This window comes from Bacillus sp. GbtcB10 (genome assembly GCF_019091365.1).
GTDB lineage: Bacteria > Bacillota > Bacilli > Bacillales > Bacillaceae > Bacillus > Bacillus altitudinis.
Genome location: NZ_JAGXJP010000001.1, coordinates 293991 through 309418, shown reverse-complemented (window position 1 = coordinate 309418; position 15428 = coordinate 293991). Strand labels below are relative to the sequence as shown.

Genomic DNA, 15428 nt, shown 5'->3' with positions numbered 1-15428 from the left:
TTGATTAAATAATCACCTCTAAATTTATATCGGAGGTGATTATTTAATATTTAGAACAAGATAGTACGTTTATCTAACGTAAAATTCAGATGTATAAAATGTACCAACAGTTGCAACATGGTTGCCATGTTTGTCGTAACGTTCTACATCAACTCTAAATCGATAAGTACCTTTCTTGTTATCAAGTGATTCCTTGATGCTGAATTCATCGTACTGTTTCTCTGCTGGGTTCAACGGGTTAGGTGAATTCGTCTTGATTGTGACCCATTTCCCTTCTACTTTTCGTTGAGGAATAAGGTTTGGCCCACAAATGTAATCATTGTGATTCTGAATCGCAACAACCACAACCTTGTCCTTTCCTAAAGTATGGTTCGCTTTTTTTGGATTAGCAGATACACCAAATTTTGATGCCATGCTCATCATCTCCCTTTTTTATTTTTGCGCTCCTATCCCTCACCAAAGCACGTGCAGCCATACACCCAAAAGACGACTGTTCCCATTAGGTTATCGTTTCCTCCGGATACGGCCGCCTTGTCGTTGATACGTTTCGCGTCTCGTTCCCATGATTTCTTCCCAATCTCGCTTTGTTATCGGATCAGCATTGCTCTTCTTCTTTCGATTAGAACCAGGAGCAATGCGCTTTAATTGCTTCGTTGTTTCTACGGATAAAGAATCTCTGATCTTCATGTTCATACTCTCCTTGCCGAATAAGCACCACCTTACGCTATTCGCTTAAATAGATTTTGCAATGATGACTACACTCCGAGAGGATGCCAAGTACAGTCATTCATCAAGTAAAATGAAAAACTGTCCTCGATACGGCTGCCGCAGACCAGCTGCTATCCAGGCTCAGAATGTCCCTCTCGTATGGCCACATTCCTCAACACCTTTGTTCCGTATCCAGATACGCCATTGATAAGGGAAAGGCGCGTCTCCCAATAAAAAAAGCGGACACCAATCAAGGCACTTAGAGTGCTCAATGATCAGCGTCCGCAGGTTCTTCCTTCTGGACAAAATATTCACGTTCGTTTTGCTTGTCTCTATCATACGATGACCCACGCATGAAAAAAGGTCCCCAGTTTATCCCCCTTTTTGTCGGCTTTTTCTCGGCTCTTTCTCTGCAATGTAAATAAAAAAGTGCCCATAAAGATGGACACTCTAGTTTTAAAAATCATGTTCAAAATCAATGTCATATAAATCAACCCATTCAACAAAATCAGGCATAGTTTTTGTACTTAAAAAGTGTTGAACAATTCTATATGCTTCTTCTCGACTTACATAACTGCATGATGGTACCTTCATTGGTTCTCCACCAACCAAATGCTCTATTGTTTCTATTTCAACATCCTTTTTCAAAGGAACTAAATAATCTGGATGTCTCATGATAAAGAATCCATATGGCTCATCATAAAAGAAAATAAGCCATTCATCTTCTCCCTCTACCTCAAAACAAGAATCTCCACTTCCTTGTTTCCAATAATCCGCTTCTTTTTCAAAGAATATATTTTTAATAAATTCTTCTCCTGGGTTTTCAACTGGTTCTTCAACTGGTCCGTTATATACAATCACGAAATTTCCTCCTTATTTAGTTGCTTTGATAACTAAAGGCTTTTCTAATCCACCACTATAAACTTCTAATTCATCAACCCCCAACCTTTTTAGCAAGGCTGGCATTTCCCCTCTACAAATATTGCAAGTCTTCCTATCTACAAACATAGTTACTTTTTGCGGTAATTGCCCTTCCTTTTCAAAAGCTCTAATTAATGAATGAGATTCTGCATGTGTCAATGACTGAGCATGCCCTAAATGTTTAGGGGAACTCTTTTTAGGTGGAACCCATTGTACTTCTTTTAACCACTTTTGTCTTAGCTCTCTTGTTGCTTGTTGGGACTCCTTAGTGATAGTAGAATTCACTCCAAAAAATGTCCTGTCATTAACTTTAACTGCTGCTACCGTATCACCAGAATCAATAGCATAAGGTTTTAATCCCGCTTTTTCCCTGAATCTCTTTATTTCATCATAGCTTTCACTAATTTGTTTATTTGACTTTTGGATAACTCCTGGAGTTTTCTTTATAGGCCCTTTCATACCAAACGGTAAAAGCATTGCAAGTGCCGCATTCATACTTGCTTCCTGCTGTTCCTTCGAAATCTTATTTCCAAACATGTCCCGTCCTGTGATCGCTTCGCTGAAGCCATTGGTTGCAGTGATGCCGTATAAACCTTTTTGCGATGTTTTTAAGGCATCAAAGGACTTTTGTGACGTCTTATAAATGTCGACTGCTCTAACTGCGGCTGATGTAGCTTGGGTGGTTTTATAGACGGCTTTCCCGCCTTTAAAAATGCGTCCTGCCCAGCCAACGATAGGGATATAACCAGCTGCTGCCATGCCACCTGCAGCGACTCGTTGGCCTGCCGTGAGCTCTTCTCCTGTGATTGGATCGACGCCCGTAGCTGCACGTTTTGCATCATTCACACCGGTTAGTTCATTGACAATGTTTCCCCCATAATCAAGGGCTTTTTCATACCAAGAACGGTTGGCGAGCGCTTCTTGTTCCTTTGCAATCTCGCGGGCTTCTTCTTGTTCTTTTTTGATATTGAGATATTCAGCAGTTTGCTTCTCAATATCACTTTTTGCCTTGTAGATTTCACTATCTTGAAATGCTTTTTTGTCAAAATTCATAGGTGAAATGGATTTTCCGTCATTTGTCGCATTCATCATTTCTGCGTACAAAGCCATTGTAGCTTGTTGCTCCGTCTCTGACAAAGCATATTCATCTTTTAGATTTTGATCAAGTTCTATTAAGTCTTTTAATGTCTTCTTTCGTTCATCTTCCGCATCTTCTATTTTTTCATCAAAGGTTTGGCTATCGAATACCTCCAGTGAAATGAGGTCATCGATATCTTCAAAAATTGTTTTAAGCGCATTTTTTTGATCCTTCACAATGCTTTTGGAATTTTTGATTCCCATATGTACAGCGTTGTCTAAAAAGTGTTCTTCTACAAAGGTGTCCCCGCCAAAGCTCGTATCATCAAGCGTACCAGATACACCATCATGAAAGGCTTTCTGCTTATCGATGAAGCTGATAAACATATCTACATTTCCGGCGAGCTCTTTGTAGAAACTTTTAATGTTATCCGCACCTTTTCCAGTGAAATCATCACCGAGGTTTGCCACGCCTTGTAGTGCCTTTTTTAAATCAATCATTTGTTCGCGGAGTTCCTGATAATGTTTCGCCCTTGCGTCCATGGCACTGGTTAGTGCTTTAGCATCAAGTATCTTCCCCAGAAGAAGTCACTCCCTCCTATTCATTGACAAGGTCAATTTTACCAACGTGATGCTTGTCATTAAATAGGAATAAAGATACAAAAACAGCACTCATATGATTCCGAGTGCTGTTGAAAGGTTAAACGTCGCTTGCTTTTTCAATTTGTAATAGCGGTCTTTCTTCAGACCCAGTTCTTCACACACCTCCAAATCCTTAACCGCACGTGATGTCAGGTATTTCATCCGGATGATGTCTTGCTCAATTTCATCTAGGCTGTTTTCTAGCGCTCTTTCAATCTGTCGGACCTTCAGTTCATTTAAAACTTCCTGGTTCCTGAGAGAAGGAAAAAGACCTGTTGCGCCGTTTGCTTCCTGTTCTTTCCTGTTTTCTTCCTTAACCTTCAAAGCCCTATAGACTTTCAGCTCCTTAATTAGAGCATTTCGGACTTGCTTCTCATCGATCTTTGGCAGTAAACACAATTGCTCTGCTACTATGTTTATCAACCTCCTAAAGATATATTCAGGCATAAGGTTCGAAGTTAATTAAAGTTAGTTAGATTATAAGACTGTTAGAATATTTAGTAGTCTCACCGTCTAGCTCAGTATTGCTTAAACATATTTTCTTTATATCCATATTTTTCTTATATTGCTTAGTAGTATAAACTAATTTATTTTTTAGCCAATTATTATAAGTTGGACTAGAATTAATACTTTTACCTGGTATAAATTTTATAGAATTAGTTTTTTCATTAAATTCATCTTGTTTACGATTTTCTTTGACATAAACAACATGAAATGAATACGAAACTTTGTTTAGATCAATTTCCAAAACAGACAGCAAAGTTTTACAGTGGATATACCCAGAAAACAACTGTTTAGTCAATTTATCTAAATCATTCGATCCTATATATTTCAATTCAATGATATAACAATGATAATTTCCATTATCTTCACTAAAATAAATTCCATCAGGAAATTGTTTTATGTGAAAGAACTCTAGCCTACTCGATTCTTTATTTTTTGATTTTTGATAACAAAATGCTTTGTATAGCTTCAAATTAGAACTCTTTATAATATCTAAATTCATTAGGACATTTTTTTTATCTAGATTTTCAAATACATTGCATGAATTATCTATCTTTTTAATATCATTATCTCTTATTAAAGCCAATGCAGAAACCATAGATTCTCCTCATTCTTCCTCATGTTCATTTTTATCTTGTATTTTTAATGTTTTTTCAAATAAATCTTCTAATTCTTGAGTGAATAAATCTATTTCATAACCTTGATCTGTTATCTCTTTTTCCTCAAGATATGAAACATCATCACTGCACTTCAATTCATAGACTTTTGTATCAAGCTGTTTATTCTCCAGTATTAGATTGTTTAAGTGCGAAAAGAATACATCACTATGAGTTGTAATGGTGATTTTTACTCCTCTTCGAATAAGATATTCTAAATAAGCAATTAATTCTCGTATACTTTTTAGAGATAAGTGTGACTCTGGTTCTTCGATAATTACATTCCTATAGCTACCCACTAACCTATGGCTTTTTATAAGTAGATAAGGGATTAATCTATTCTGCTTAGTTGAAAATAATTCACGTTTTATAATCTCATGATTACTTTTCTTTATACTTTTAATATCACCTTCCTCATCAAAATTAATTTCACCACCAAACATTTCTGCTAGGTGACGATCAACCGAATCTGCCTGGAGTAAGGGAGTTAATCTAGCTAATCTGTCCTTATATTTTAGATATGAGATATTAAACATATGTTCACTATATCGAACTTTAGTATTCGTTCTAGAAAATGAGTGCCTACTATTATAACTTTCTTTAATTGTTTTTGTAAGTGCATCATCCATAAAGAGATTTCGTTCCGATGGTAAATATAATATATTACTTTTAAGTCTTAGATCTTTAAAAAAGCCTCTGAAAATCATATCTGTAATTGAGTGTAATATATCTTCGATATAATCATCTTGCTTCTCTTCTTTTATAAGATTCAAATCAGTATTTTCATCTAATTGAGTTGGATTACCAATGGAAAAAACAGTGGTATTACTGAAATTTCCATTTATAGACATCTCAAGAATAAAAAATTCACCTTCTCCAGGATATATTACGCATTTAATATCTAACACTTCTGGTATATGAGGTATTCCAAAAAATTTAAAGCTGACATTAGATTCATCAACCATAAGTATTTCTTTGTTGAGTTCTCTAACTATATTCTGCTGTAAAGATTCAAACTTTGTTTTAATATATGTATTTATCTCCTTTTTCACAGCTTCATTAATGCTACATTTAATAGGAAGAACTAAAGAAGGTCTATCCATTGAAGGATCATGGTTATAATTATTGTGCTGGATTATAAATTTTTTCACCTTTTTCCAATCTGCTATAAACTCCAAATCATTCTTATATTGTTCAGTTAAATCTCTCTGAATTGTTGCGGAGAGATTAGCATAAGATTGTAATATAAACGTTTTAGCCTCTAAAAAAAGTGTCTTGCCAGAACCGTTATCACCTACGATTACCGTTAAATCAGAACCTTCTTCAATTAAGGCATTTTTAACTTGACCAAGATTTTTAATTTCAATTTTCATAATAAAAGCCTCGCTCTCTCATGACTCATTAAATACATTATATACTAACATCTTAATACTAAACACGTTCTAAACAAAAAAGATGCTTCGATTACATTTTATAAGTACTGCTGCAATTTAAATTGATTAATCTACCACCACGTGTCATAATCTCGGTTTTACCATAATTCGGCGTTTCGACCAACACTACATTATTGGAATGGCCATCTAAAATAATGACTTTCACTTCACCTTTGGTCATAAAGCTATCAATGGAGATATTTGAGTCCGTAATCTTGTAAGGATTATTCATGCACAAGGCCTCCCATGTTATAATGAATTGTGCAGATTCAATAGAACTGGGGCCTTGTGCTTTGGTTCTTTTTATTTGCCCTGAAGATCTTGCAAATCACGTACACACAATCTAAAGAGGTGTTCGTCCCTTAAATCTAAAGACAGGTCAATCAGCACCTTTAAATCATCTTCAGTAAGCGCCTCATCCAAATTTTCAGCCCAAGACTTTGGAACAACCAAGGTATTACCACTAAGGAACCTTACTAAAATGTCATCCTCGGCTACTTTAAGTACATAACCTGCTTTATTAAGTTGTTCTCTTTTTCCTTTCTTAGATGCTTTAATCCAGTCTCCTTCTAAGAATTTGTTTTTCATCTGATAATCCTCCACCTTTTCCTGATCCGACTAAGCAGTTCATAGAGATGAACACGATGTCCATCCTCTAAAGCGATAAAGTAGGAACCACCGTTTTGATTGTTTGCGTGCCATCTTAGGCAGCCCCGTCTTCCTCTTCTTTTTGATCATTCCCGTCAGAATCGTCTTTCACACTTTGAGAGGAATCTAAATCTACATCAGCTGCTTCTTCATTTTTTTGCATCGGCACAGCTTCGTTGGCTTGATCCTCTTTCCAATCCCACCATTTTTCAGCGAGTGGAGCCACTGCAGCTCGGTAGTCATTGATCAGATCAACTATTGCGCCGGATGACATCTCAAGCTCTGAAGCCAATTTGCGGTATGATTCACCCTCAATTCGCCGTTTCACAATGTCAGCCATATTCTCTGGGAAACCTTCTTGCTCTGGTGCCATACCTTCTTGGATGAATTGATCCACCACTTCGCGTTTAATTTCCATAGGTTTTTCTTCAATTTGTGGTTTTTCTGCAGGTAAGCCCAATTCAGCCTCTAACTGTTCTGGTTCTGGCTCAGCAATGTGAACCACGCCGCTCTGGTCTACTTGATAATTTACGATAGGTCGCTCAGTGTGAGCATTGATCTGCACGTTATAGCGGACAACATCGCTCTCAATTTCAACACGCACATCGTTATCAATCATTTCAGCAAGATTTTGAATGCTGTTTCCTAGATCCTTCGTTGAGATTTCAAGGACCAATTCTGTAACACCCTTAGGCTTGTGATTTACTTTCTTGACTGATCCATCAAAATTTACAAAAGACATATTTGTTCCTCCTCATGGGTTGGTGTGAGAGTTGAGACTTCGACTTCGATTCTCGGTGAGCTGCTATAGAATTTGCTTACATGTAAATCAACAATCTGGCTATCATCCTGCCAAATGACTTTATTCAGGCCATCTTTTATCCCTTTGATGTAGTTATCAACATCTGGCTTTTTGGCTGGTCTCAACTCGCCTCTTTCAGCTTCTGCAGCCTTTTTCTTGCTGAAACTTTTTAAAGTAGATTTGTAAACTTTAACCCTCAACTCCAGAGGACCTGTAAGAAGTTGATCAGGACGGTGATCACTTGCTGCCAACTTCACGTATTGCTTAAAGTCTCGTGACTTCTTGGGATCGTATAATCTCGTCATTCCATTCATGTGAGTAGCTCTTGGACGCCCCTGTGCAACTGGCTCTCCGTAGATGGTGAATGCTATCTTCATTCAGATGCCTCCATCCTAGCGTTATATGTTAACACCCTGCTGCCACGTTGACTCTTGAGAGAAATGACAAGCATTTCAAGTTCATAGAGTGATAAATTTTCGGGGTTCTTGTCCAAACTAGCTAAATATCCAATACGAGTTAATTCGCTTAAAAGGTACTCACGACGCTGTTTGCTATTAATATTTGACATATTCATCCTCCGTATCATAAAGCGGCTTCCATTTGCCGCGACAAGTTTACAAACCTTCCGTACTCTTTCATAAAAGCAGCATTTATTGTCCCAACTTCACCATTTCGCTGTTTAGCAAAGATGATTTCAACTATGTTTTTCTGTTCACTATCTTTGTTGTAATAATCATCACGATAGAGGAACGTAACGATATCAGCGTCTTGTTCAATGCTTCCTGAATCACGCAGATCAGACATCATTGGACGCTTATCTTGCCTCTGTTCCACTCCACGTGAGAGCTGTGATAGTAAAATGATTGGGACATTAAAGCTTCTCGCCATATTCTTCAGCTCTTTGGTGATGGCACCAACCTCATAGTTTTTGCTCTCAAATTTACCGATTGGGGTAATGAGTTGAAGGTAGTCAATGACCACTAAATGATTTTGATCAGGGTGATCCTTTTTAGTTTTACGGATTTGGGACCGGATATCTGCGACTGTTTGGGTAGGCTGATCATGAATATAGATATCTAATTTTTCGTATTCACCCATGGCTTTGTTAGCTCTATCATAATCTTGATCGCTAAAGTACTTTTTTGGATTTCTCCACTTCGTGCCTTCAATTCTCCCAAGGCTGCTTAACATTCGATGAGTTAACTGTGTATCTGACATTTCGAGCGAGAAAATATCAGTTACTCCACCCTTTAGCGCGTTGTTACATCCTAAGTTAAGAGCAAAAGCAGTCTTTCCCATGGATGGACGAGCAGCCACGATAATCAAATCGCTTTTTTGCCAACCACCTGTCATAGCATTCAGATCCGCAAGACCAGTGTCAACTCCTGTAAGATCTCCTTGATCTTCTTCCATGCTCATGAATATCTCCGTCAGAACATCCATTTTCGTCCGAGTGGCTTTAACTCCAACTTCTTGCACCTCAATGGTTTTTTGATAAAGCTCAGTGATCCCCTCATCGCATGGGGCATTAGCAAAAGCTAAAGCAGCACTTTGTAAATCTCTGAGTCTAAAAGCCTCGTAAATTAATGTTTCATAGGTCTCGAAAGCATGTTTTGAGGGAACAGTACTTGCAAGATTGGTTAAGTATTCAAAGCCTCCAATTGAATTTAAAAGGTCTCCCATAGATGCAGCGATATTGGCCAATTCAACAGGCTTACCTAGCTTGTCCACTTCCCTCATCGCTTCGAAAATCCTCTTATGCCGCTCTTCAGCAAAATGTCTGGGCTCTAGTGCCGTTTCCTTAATCAGATCACCCTCAAGGATGATACAACCTAATAAAAACTGTTCAGCCTCTACGTTTCGCAAATTTTGCATTTTGTTCCCACGCTTTCTGTTTCGCTAAGAATTCATTTTGCTCTGGTTGTTTGATTTTGATTTCTGCGATAGCAGGTGGGAACCTCTTTTCAGCAATGTGCTGGTCAATCTTTTTCAAAACCTGTTCATAGGGTTGATCCTTTAAGTGGTCAAGCCAGAGTTTAATTCTTTCTTTTCCGATGGTGTCTGTAGTGAGTTCAAACCTTGGATAGGCAGCTGCAATTCTTGTTAGGATAGACATTGCTTGTTCTTGATTCATGTCCATCAACCTCCTCCAAATTTAATCCCATTTTCTTTTGCGTATTGAGCTAGAGCGTCTAAATTACTTTGTCTATGCTGCTTTGGTTTAAATTCAGAAACATTGTTTTTAAGAGGCTGAGGTTGGTGCTGCTGTGCATACCAACGATCAAGAATCGCTGATTCCAGGTATGCAAATGATTTAATACTGTCTGCTCTATGCTTTGGTTGATATTGATCAAATACCTCGTCGATCCACACCAATATGTCTTCAAGTGGGATTCGTTCCTTGAGAATCCTTTCAATGGCAGCTGAATCTTTTGGCGTTAACATCAGCCCACCTTTTCGTGATAAGTACTTTGCTTCGATCTGCTGGAAAGGAGTTAAATCATTTTCTACTGAGGCTCTCTTTTCTTCTTCCTCTTCTTCTTTAATTCTTAAATTCTTTAATTCTTGATATAGTTCCGACTTCGTACCGCTTTCGTTCCGTCTTCGTTCTGCGATAGGTTCTTCTTCCGTTCTGGGTTCTGTTTCGTGATCACTCGAAAACTCTTGATATGACTCGTATTTCACAATGGTGAATAGTGTTCCTAGTTCCGTTTCGCTAACAGTGATGATGTTGTTCGTAACGAGTTTCTTAATTGAACGCATAATTGTACTTTTAGACAGCTTTTTTAGCCCTCTTCCTTCTTTATAAGCGAGGTCCTCACATAGTTTTGAGTACGATCTTATGTACTGGCCCTTATTTAAAACAACTCCATTCATTTTGAAGCCATCTTGATGACTTGCTCTCATAACTAATAAAGTGAACAGTCTAAAGGTAGTTACGTCATTCCATAATTCGTGTTCTAATATTTTCCGATGCAGTTTTACCCATCCAGTAGACAAATAACTTCCTCCTCCCCAACATCGTTATTTAAGGCCTTTTAACCTCACATAGAGCGTACATTCCACTGATCCTAATAAAAGTAAGACCTGGCTCATTTCTTTGGATATAACCCTTTACATACGCTCTAAATAACGCAGCTTGATTACGACTTGATTTAGATAAAGACAGGTACACAAACGGAATAGGAACTTTAATGATTAGCTTCTCCCTCATTAGCTGTTCACCAGTTCAGAAAAATGAATAATGTGGTTTAGACGATTTGTAGAACGACAATACTTACACTTTTCACATCTTCTCGGTCTTTCTCCGCCATGCTTAACCTGAACGATCCGCTCCATGTTTTTTTCTATATCTTCTAACTCAATTTCCATTCTTGACTCATCAATATTGATAACTGCTTTATCTGGTGGATCTTCTTTTGATATGGCCACAATCAAAGGCTCTAACCATTCACTACGTCCTGCTTCCTGTCTTTCTATTTCCGCATAGAGGGCCATTTGAGCAATATATCCATAGGCTTCTACAAATGAACAATAGCCAAGCTCTTGATCCCATATTCTTTCTCTAAGAGAGCGAGTCGTTTTAAGATCAGCAAAGCGTCCACCTGCTGGGTTGTACACATCGAGTTTTCCTTTCCAGGGCACTCCGAACAACTTAGCTGTAATGATCACTTCTTTATCTCCTTGAAGAACAAACAGGCATAAATCGTCATTCTGTATAGCTTCAATCATGAGATCAGCCAATTGATACTGTTTATATAATTGGCCCTTTTGTGTAAATAGAGCAGGTGTGTTCATCTTAAATTCATCAAATGCCTGCTCTCCTTCAAGCCAAGCATGAACGTATTGTCCGAATAGAAGAGCCTCAGAGGACGGCGGCTGCCATTCACCGTTGAGTTTTGCCATTGTAGCCGCCTCACACTCTAAGAAACTCTTATATTGAGAATTTGACATATAAGCTTGGTCGATCTCGTTAGAGTAATAATTCTCCTTGTTGATTGTCGGAATTATCATCTGCTGGCTCACCAGCCTTTTCAGCACTTTCTTTTTGTTCCTGCTGCTTTAGAAATTCTTCTTCAATTTTGGATTTTGTAGCATTAGTAGCACCTGAAGACTTGACGTTGAAATAATCCTCTTTCTTTGCCATTCCATCACGAAGTGAAGTATAGATGCGTCCTATTTTGAGATAATCTTGCTCAGTAAAGGCATCCAATTTGCTACCGACATATTCCTCGACCATTTCCTTCGTAACACCAAAATCAGCTTTAAACGTTGTTAATGCTTTTCTTAAACGGTCTTCTAAAGGCTCTTTATGACCACTAATCAGCGTTCTTTGACACATATCAACTGCGGCATCAACAATGTCTCCTGGTATCACTCCGAGAATACACGCACGAACCCGACGTGCACCTTGGTTTGCAACCAGTTCATAAATATCTCTTGGATCATTAAGCTTTGTAATTGATCCTTTTGCTTTCCGTTCATGCTTCACCGTAAATATTTTGGTCTGGCGAGTATTGGTTTCAAGATCCCATGCATAAGCCATAACAGAAGATTCTCCTGCTTTTTGTTCAAGTTCCATGATTCCGTAATCAATGTTCCCCCAATTCTGTGCCAGAGCTTCAGCCAGACGAATAGAAGGACCTGATACCTTTGTGCCACCTCTTGGATATTCATAGACAGCATTCTCAGCTAATAGCCTACGCTCACATGCTTTCTTGATTCGTTCAAAAGCAGCATAAACGTCTCTTGGAAACTTCTTTGCTATGACCATAGCTGCTTGTACTTCTTGTGCCTGCCGACTAACCATAGCTTCTGTTGTTACTGAAGTTCCTGTTGATTGCTGAGAACCTGCCATATAGTTTGAGTAATCAACATTTGACAATCCATTCATATAAGAAACCCCCATTGAATTTAGGTGCCAACCTGCTTATAATAGTGGTTGACACCTTATTCTGTGTCTGGTTATTAAGATGAGTTCACTTGTGGGAGTGAGCTCTTTTATTTTGCTGTTTTAAATTCAAAATCAAGCTCCTCTGCAAGATATCGTTCTAGATTTTCTCGCAAGATCAATTCACCCGAATTTTTATCCTCAACATAGTCATCTTCTAGCAAAATTTCTGAACCATAAAAATCAATTCCAAAGTGCTCTTCTTGCCTCACCACATCTTTTGGATAGCCGTATCTATTAATCTCTGTGATGATCGGATGCTCAATATTCATCTTCTTCCCTCCTTTTCTGTTTGGTGTAAGCATCAAGAAATCTCTAATTTTGAGCGGATCGCATCTGCCTTTAGTTTTTGAAATTTCTCAAAGGCTTGTTTATCTGGAAATTGGAACATTGGCTTACCTTTGTTAGTCATCACAATTGATCCATTCACTTGTGATAGATAGAACTGATCAGACTGTCTCTCACTGAAAGGTTTAATAACTGGTTTAGTTCTCAAGACTTCTTTCCTCCTTAACACATTATTTGATGCTTATTCGCATCGTCCGACTGCGGATGGAGCATGATTTGAGGGGGTAGGTGTGCACTGTCCCATTCGCAAGCCGGACGACAAGAATAAGCCTTGTCGTGATCTCTAAATAACGCTATAATGAGATCGATCATTTTGTTATTCATGGTTTGAAATGATTTAAGCAGTAAGTGTCGGAGCTTGCTGCTTTTTTCTGTTTTCTATTTCCGTTCTGATCTGTAATTCCAGAGCGGCTAATAAAATGAGCCCTTCCTCTGTATGACGCATCTGACATTGTTTCACGATATCTTTCGCCTTCATTAAGCGACTTGCTGTGAACAAATATTTCATCTAGATCAATCCTCTCAATCTATTTTTTAGTGATTTGGGATATTTGATTTTTGTAATCCTCGCAGCCTGTTTTAATAAATGAACCTTAGCTTGGCTTTCGTAACGCTGAATTTGGTTTAATGATTTTGCAATATCTTTGTGAACTGCCAATGCCGTATTTGTATCAGCACTCTCTAATGCTTTCATTAATCTTTTTTGTAGTTGTTCAATACAGATCATTTCAGCTGTTATCCCTTCATGATCAATACTCTTGAAAATCGCTTTTCTCATCTTCATCCTCCAAACAAAGCCATAATGGCTGTAATTTGCTGCGTGACCGCAAGTGGATCGACACCACATAAGGTTGCGATCATGGCTTCTTTTGCATTTGTCGCTTCCATCCACCGTACATATGTAGGAACATCAAGCATCTTTTGATCGTTCTCAAATTTTGATATGCAGCTCCTTGAGCGACTTAACAATTCAGCCAACTTCTCTTGAGACATCCCAGCTCTTTTCCTTGCTTGTCGGAGCACTACCCCCAACCTCAACTTCCTCACCCCCTTAATGTTCCTATATAGAACATGTTGCGAATTGGAACAGAAAAACCTAAAAACCCGCTGTATTCTAAGGTGGTAAATTATTAATCATTCAACTGGCTGAAAATTAGATTCCATTTGTGCTAATTGCCATTCTTCAAGAACTTCTCGTTTAAAGAAAATTCTTTTTCTTACTCGGAAGAACGGTATTTGTCTTTCACGAACCATTGTGTAAACAGTGTCGTGATGTACCCCAAGGAAATCAGCCGTTTCTTGAACAGTCATAGTTGTTTTTGTTGGCAATTTAACAACCTCCTTATTGAATTTAAGCATTGTCATCAAAGAACAAAGTCCAATCGATTTCTAATACTTCTGCTAATTTTTTTGCGATTTTAACACTGGGCTTTCTACTCCCAGTCTCTATCATTGTGTAGTAAGGTCTCTCAATACCGACAAGATTTGCTACATCCTGTTGTACTAGAGATTTACTTTCCCTAGCTAATTTCAACCAGTCACGCATTGTAACACCCCTTTTATAAAAAAGTAACGTTTCGTTACTCTTATAATAGTATCATTGTGTTACAAAATCAACCCCTTTGAGAAAAAAAGTTTCTTTTTGTTACATACACTTATATGTAACTAAACGTTACGTTAGAATGTATTTATTAAAGGGTAGGTGATAAAATGTTTCCAGATAATTTGAAAAAAATTAGAAAAGAAAAAAAACTAACGCAACAATATATGGCGGATAAACTTGGTATTTCCAGACCAGCATATACAGCCTATGAATTAGGGAAAAGAGAGCCAGACCATAATACGTTAATAGCTATATCGAACATTTTAGATGTCTCGATTGATTTTCTTCTCAAAGGTAGAAACAGTATTGATGAACAAACAAGTCGAATATTAAATGATCCGGAAACATTAATCGCTTCTCGAGATGGAGAAATTACCGAAGAAGAAGCTCGTGAATTATTAGAATTAATCCTTAAAAAAGGTTTTGGTAAAAAAGATTAAATTCGGAGTTATAAAAACAGGGGGATCTAATTAAATGAAAAAAGGAAGATTGTTATTTCTACTGATTTTTTGTTTAGTCTTCCTTGGTGCATGCGGTAATAACGATACTGCTGGTACTGATGAAAAAGACACAGAGAAAAAACAGGAGACTCCAAAGCAAGGAGAATACGTCGATGGTCCTTTGACAAAAGTTGGTCAAAAGAATAAAGGTGAGGACAACGAAATATATGAATTAAAAAATATTAAAGTTGTTGATGAAACCACTGACCTTGATCCATTGTCAATAAATATCAAGGACGTAAAAATTTTGAGTATATCTAATATTTCAGATGATCTTCTCGAATCGTATCAACAGGGGCTTAAATTGAAACTTAAAAACCCCGTTAATTACATACAAATATCTTTTTCAGCAGAGAACAAGGGGAAAATTGATTTACTATGGCCACAAATATCACATGTTATCTTGAACACAAAAGAACAAGTTAACGCTAAAGAAAACCAACTACTTGACTCTGGAGAATGGGAACTTTATTCAGGAGCAAAAAAGGATATAACTCAAGGTATACCTTTTGAAAGTGATCCTAAAGACATAAAAGAAATCACTTTTGTTTTTGACAGCTCCGTTGGTAATGGAACTACTGTTACTGATGAGAAAAAGGTTAAAGTCAAATTTTAAATAGATACTCAATTCGAGT

The 15428-nt window shown here is 37.6% G+C and carries 26 protein-coding genes; 2 read left to right on the top strand and 24 right to left on the bottom strand.

Annotated elements, in window-relative coordinates:
- Nucleotides 1-69: 69 nt before the first annotated feature.
- The 24 genes from KVT11_RS01690 to KVT11_RS01575 all read right to left on the bottom strand — a co-directional run bounded on the left by KVT11_RS01690 (nt 70) and on the right by KVT11_RS01575 (nt 14236).
- Nucleotides 70-414 (bottom strand): structural protein, encoded by a 345-nt coding sequence (locus tag KVT11_RS01690; protein WP_210552374.1) that lies wholly within the window; start codon nt 412-414, stop codon nt 70-72.
- Between the two features lie 90 nt (nt 415-504).
- The gene (locus KVT11_RS01685; protein ID WP_106039761.1) at nt 505-687 is read right to left on the bottom strand and encodes a hypothetical protein; all 183 of its coding nucleotides are present in this window, start codon (nt 685-687) and stop codon (nt 505-507) included.
- A 477-nt stretch (nt 688-1164) separates the two neighbouring features.
- The gene (locus tag KVT11_RS01680; protein WP_101677344.1) at nt 1165-1569 is read right to left on the bottom strand and encodes a hypothetical protein; all 405 of its coding nucleotides are present in this window, start codon (nt 1567-1569) and stop codon (nt 1165-1167) included.
- A gap of 12 nt (nt 1570-1581) precedes the next feature.
- Nucleotides 1582-3288, bottom strand: a complete 1707-nt coding sequence (locus tag KVT11_RS01675; protein ID WP_282598428.1) for a ribonuclease YeeF family protein — start codon at nt 3286-3288, stop codon at nt 1582-1584.
- A gap of 90 nt (nt 3289-3378) precedes the next feature.
- Nucleotides 3379-3762, bottom strand: coding sequence for an ArpU family phage packaging/lysis transcriptional regulator (locus KVT11_RS01670; RefSeq protein ID WP_210552463.1), 384 nt, complete (start codon nt 3760-3762; stop codon nt 3379-3381).
- 58 nt (nt 3763-3820) lie between these two features.
- Complete coding sequence (locus KVT11_RS01665; RefSeq protein WP_210552372.1) at nt 3821-4450, bottom strand: hypothetical protein; 630 nt, start codon at nt 4448-4450, stop codon at nt 3821-3823.
- Between the two features lie 9 nt (nt 4451-4459).
- Nucleotides 4460-5881: an AAA family ATPase gene (locus tag KVT11_RS01660; RefSeq protein ID WP_210552371.1), complete on the bottom strand. Its 1422-nt coding sequence runs from the start codon at nt 5879-5881 to the stop codon at nt 4460-4462.
- A gap of 91 nt (nt 5882-5972) precedes the next feature.
- Nucleotides 5973-6173 (bottom strand): XtrA/YqaO family protein, encoded by a 201-nt coding sequence (locus KVT11_RS01655; protein WP_210552370.1) that lies wholly within the window; start codon nt 6171-6173, stop codon nt 5973-5975.
- A 71-nt stretch (nt 6174-6244) separates the two neighbouring features.
- Nucleotides 6245-6529 (bottom strand): hypothetical protein, encoded by a 285-nt coding sequence (locus KVT11_RS01650; RefSeq protein WP_210552369.1) that lies wholly within the window; start codon nt 6527-6529, stop codon nt 6245-6247.
- Between the two features lie 115 nt (nt 6530-6644).
- On the bottom strand, nt 6645-7331 hold the full coding sequence (locus tag KVT11_RS01645; protein ID WP_087976844.1) for a hypothetical protein: 687 nt from the start codon (nt 7329-7331) through the stop codon (nt 6645-6647).
- Nucleotides 7319-7768: a RusA family crossover junction endodeoxyribonuclease gene (locus KVT11_RS01640; RefSeq protein WP_157292808.1), complete on the bottom strand. Its 450-nt coding sequence runs from the start codon at nt 7766-7768 to the stop codon at nt 7319-7321. The genes KVT11_RS01645 and KVT11_RS01640 overlap by 13 nt, the downstream gene beginning before the upstream one ends.
- Nucleotides 7765-7959, bottom strand: coding sequence for a hypothetical protein (locus KVT11_RS01635; protein ID WP_106048440.1), 195 nt, complete (start codon nt 7957-7959; stop codon nt 7765-7767). Before KVT11_RS01635 ends, KVT11_RS01640 begins: the two co-directional genes overlap by 4 nt.
- Before the next feature lie 14 nt (nt 7960-7973).
- The gene (gene dnaB / locus KVT11_RS01630) at nt 7974-9266 is read right to left on the bottom strand and encodes a replicative DNA helicase (protein WP_210552368.1); all 1293 of its coding nucleotides are present in this window, start codon (nt 9264-9266) and stop codon (nt 7974-7976) included.
- Nucleotides 9238-9525, bottom strand: coding sequence for a replicative helicase loader/inhibitor (locus KVT11_RS01625; RefSeq protein ID WP_073979814.1), 288 nt, complete (start codon nt 9523-9525; stop codon nt 9238-9240). Before KVT11_RS01625 ends, dnaB begins: the two co-directional genes overlap by 29 nt.
- A gap of 5 nt (nt 9526-9530) precedes the next feature.
- Nucleotides 9531-10391 (bottom strand): hypothetical protein, encoded by an 861-nt coding sequence (locus KVT11_RS01620; protein WP_210552367.1) that lies wholly within the window; start codon nt 10389-10391, stop codon nt 9531-9533.
- A 213-nt stretch (nt 10392-10604) separates the two neighbouring features.
- Nucleotides 10605-11405 carry a PD-(D/E)XK nuclease-like domain-containing protein gene (locus KVT11_RS01615; protein ID WP_210552366.1) on the bottom strand — a complete coding sequence of 267 codons (801 nt, stop codon included), beginning with the start codon at nt 11403-11405 and terminating at the stop codon, nt 10605-10607.
- A complete protein-coding gene (locus KVT11_RS01610; RefSeq protein ID WP_210552365.1) occupies nt 11365-12285 on the bottom strand; it encodes a hypothetical protein in 921 nt (306 codons plus the stop codon). Before KVT11_RS01610 ends, KVT11_RS01615 begins: the two co-directional genes overlap by 41 nt.
- Before the next feature lie 107 nt (nt 12286-12392).
- Nucleotides 12393-12614, bottom strand: a complete 222-nt coding sequence (locus KVT11_RS01605) for a YqaI family protein (RefSeq protein ID WP_061419716.1) — start codon at nt 12612-12614, stop codon at nt 12393-12395.
- A 32-nt stretch (nt 12615-12646) separates the two neighbouring features.
- Nucleotides 12647-12838 (bottom strand): hypothetical protein, encoded by a 192-nt coding sequence (locus KVT11_RS01600; protein ID WP_096881245.1) that lies wholly within the window; start codon nt 12836-12838, stop codon nt 12647-12649.
- A gap of 189 nt (nt 12839-13027) precedes the next feature.
- On the bottom strand, nt 13028-13198 hold the full coding sequence (locus tag KVT11_RS01595) for a hypothetical protein (RefSeq protein ID WP_155267116.1): 171 nt from the start codon (nt 13196-13198) through the stop codon (nt 13028-13030).
- Nucleotides 13199-13468: a hypothetical protein gene (locus tag KVT11_RS01590; RefSeq protein ID WP_144498803.1), complete on the bottom strand. Its 270-nt coding sequence runs from the start codon at nt 13466-13468 to the stop codon at nt 13199-13201. It abuts the gene before it with no gap.
- A gap of 2 nt (nt 13469-13470) precedes the next feature.
- The gene (locus tag KVT11_RS01585; protein ID WP_223251388.1) at nt 13471-13713 is read right to left on the bottom strand and encodes a helix-turn-helix domain-containing protein; all 243 of its coding nucleotides are present in this window, start codon (nt 13711-13713) and stop codon (nt 13471-13473) included.
- A 111-nt stretch (nt 13714-13824) separates the two neighbouring features.
- The gene (locus tag KVT11_RS01580; RefSeq protein ID WP_157292816.1) at nt 13825-14019 is read right to left on the bottom strand and encodes a helix-turn-helix domain-containing protein; all 195 of its coding nucleotides are present in this window, start codon (nt 14017-14019) and stop codon (nt 13825-13827) included.
- Nucleotides 14020-14041: 22 nt separating this feature from the next.
- Nucleotides 14042-14236 carry a helix-turn-helix transcriptional regulator gene (locus tag KVT11_RS01575; protein ID WP_144525742.1) on the bottom strand — a complete coding sequence of 65 codons (195 nt, stop codon included), beginning with the start codon at nt 14234-14236 and terminating at the stop codon, nt 14042-14044.
- Nucleotides 14237-14400: 164 nt separating this feature from the next.
- Here KVT11_RS01575 and KVT11_RS01570 point away from each other — a divergent pair, with 164 nt between their 5' ends.
- Together KVT11_RS01570 and KVT11_RS01565 are read left to right on the top strand one after the other, a co-directional pair.
- The gene (locus KVT11_RS01570) at nt 14401-14733 is read left to right on the top strand and encodes a helix-turn-helix domain-containing protein (protein WP_144525743.1); all 333 of its coding nucleotides are present in this window, start codon (nt 14401-14403) and stop codon (nt 14731-14733) included.
- A gap of 34 nt (nt 14734-14767) precedes the next feature.
- A complete protein-coding gene (locus KVT11_RS01565) occupies nt 14768-15409 on the top strand; it encodes a hypothetical protein (protein ID WP_157292820.1) in 642 nt (213 codons plus the stop codon).
- Nucleotides 15410-15428: the final 19 nt, after the last annotated feature.

Excerpts from the sequence above, each read along its gene's own strand:
- KVT11_RS01690 (WP_210552374.1), bottom strand. The coding sequence starts at position 414 with ATGGCATCAAAATTTGGTGTATCTGCTAATCCAAAAAAAGCGAACCAT.
- KVT11_RS01590 (WP_144498803.1), bottom strand. The coding sequence starts at position 13,468 with ATGAGAAAAGCGATTTTCAAGAGTATTGATCATGAAGGGATAACAGCT.
- KVT11_RS01565 (WP_157292820.1), top strand. The coding sequence starts at position 14,768 with ATGAAAAAAGGAAGATTGTTATTTCTACTGATTTTTTGTTTAGTCTTC.
- KVT11_RS01605 (WP_061419716.1), bottom strand. The coding sequence starts at position 12,614 with ATGAATATTGAGCATCCGATCATCACAGAGATTAATAGATACGGCTAT.
- KVT11_RS01625 (WP_073979814.1), bottom strand. The coding sequence starts at position 9,525 with ATGAATCAAGAACAAGCAATGTCTATCCTAACAAGAATTGCAGCTGCC.
- KVT11_RS01645 (WP_087976844.1), bottom strand. The coding sequence starts at position 7,331 with ATGTCTTTTGTAAATTTTGATGGATCAGTCAAGAAAGTAAATCACAAG.
- dnaB (WP_210552368.1), bottom strand. The coding sequence starts at position 9,266 with ATGCAAAATTTGCGAAACGTAGAGGCTGAACAGTTTTTATTAGGTTGT.
- KVT11_RS01685 (WP_106039761.1), bottom strand. The coding sequence starts at position 687 with ATGAAGATCAGAGATTCTTTATCCGTAGAAACAACGAAGCAATTAAAG.
- KVT11_RS01665 (WP_210552372.1), bottom strand. The coding sequence starts at position 4,450 with ATGGTTTCTGCATTGGCTTTAATAAGAGATAATGATATTAAAAAGATA.
- KVT11_RS01660 (WP_210552371.1), bottom strand. The coding sequence starts at position 5,881 with ATGAAAATTGAAATTAAAAATCTTGGTCAAGTTAAAAATGCCTTAATT.
- KVT11_RS01615 (WP_210552366.1), bottom strand. The coding sequence starts at position 11,405 with ATGATAATTCCGACAATCAACAAGGAGAATTATTACTCTAACGAGATC.
- KVT11_RS01640 (WP_157292808.1), bottom strand. The coding sequence starts at position 7,768 with ATGAAGATAGCATTCACCATCTACGGAGAGCCAGTTGCACAGGGGCGT.
- KVT11_RS01595 (WP_155267116.1), bottom strand. The coding sequence starts at position 13,198 with ATGAAATATTTGTTCACAGCAAGTCGCTTAATGAAGGCGAAAGATATC.
- KVT11_RS01635 (WP_106048440.1), bottom strand. The coding sequence starts at position 7,959 with ATGTCAAATATTAATAGCAAACAGCGTCGTGAGTACCTTTTAAGCGAA.
- KVT11_RS01610 (WP_210552365.1), bottom strand. The coding sequence starts at position 12,285 with ATGAATGGATTGTCAAATGTTGATTACTCAAACTATATGGCAGGTTCT.
- KVT11_RS01570 (WP_144525743.1), top strand. The coding sequence starts at position 14,401 with ATGTTTCCAGATAATTTGAAAAAAATTAGAAAAGAAAAAAAACTAACG.
- KVT11_RS01575 (WP_144525742.1), bottom strand. The coding sequence starts at position 14,236 with ATGCGTGACTGGTTGAAATTAGCTAGGGAAAGTAAATCTCTAGTACAA.
- KVT11_RS01650 (WP_210552369.1), bottom strand. The coding sequence starts at position 6,529 with ATGAAAAACAAATTCTTAGAAGGAGACTGGATTAAAGCATCTAAGAAA.
- KVT11_RS01655 (WP_210552370.1), bottom strand. The coding sequence starts at position 6,173 with ATGAATAATCCTTACAAGATTACGGACTCAAATATCTCCATTGATAGC.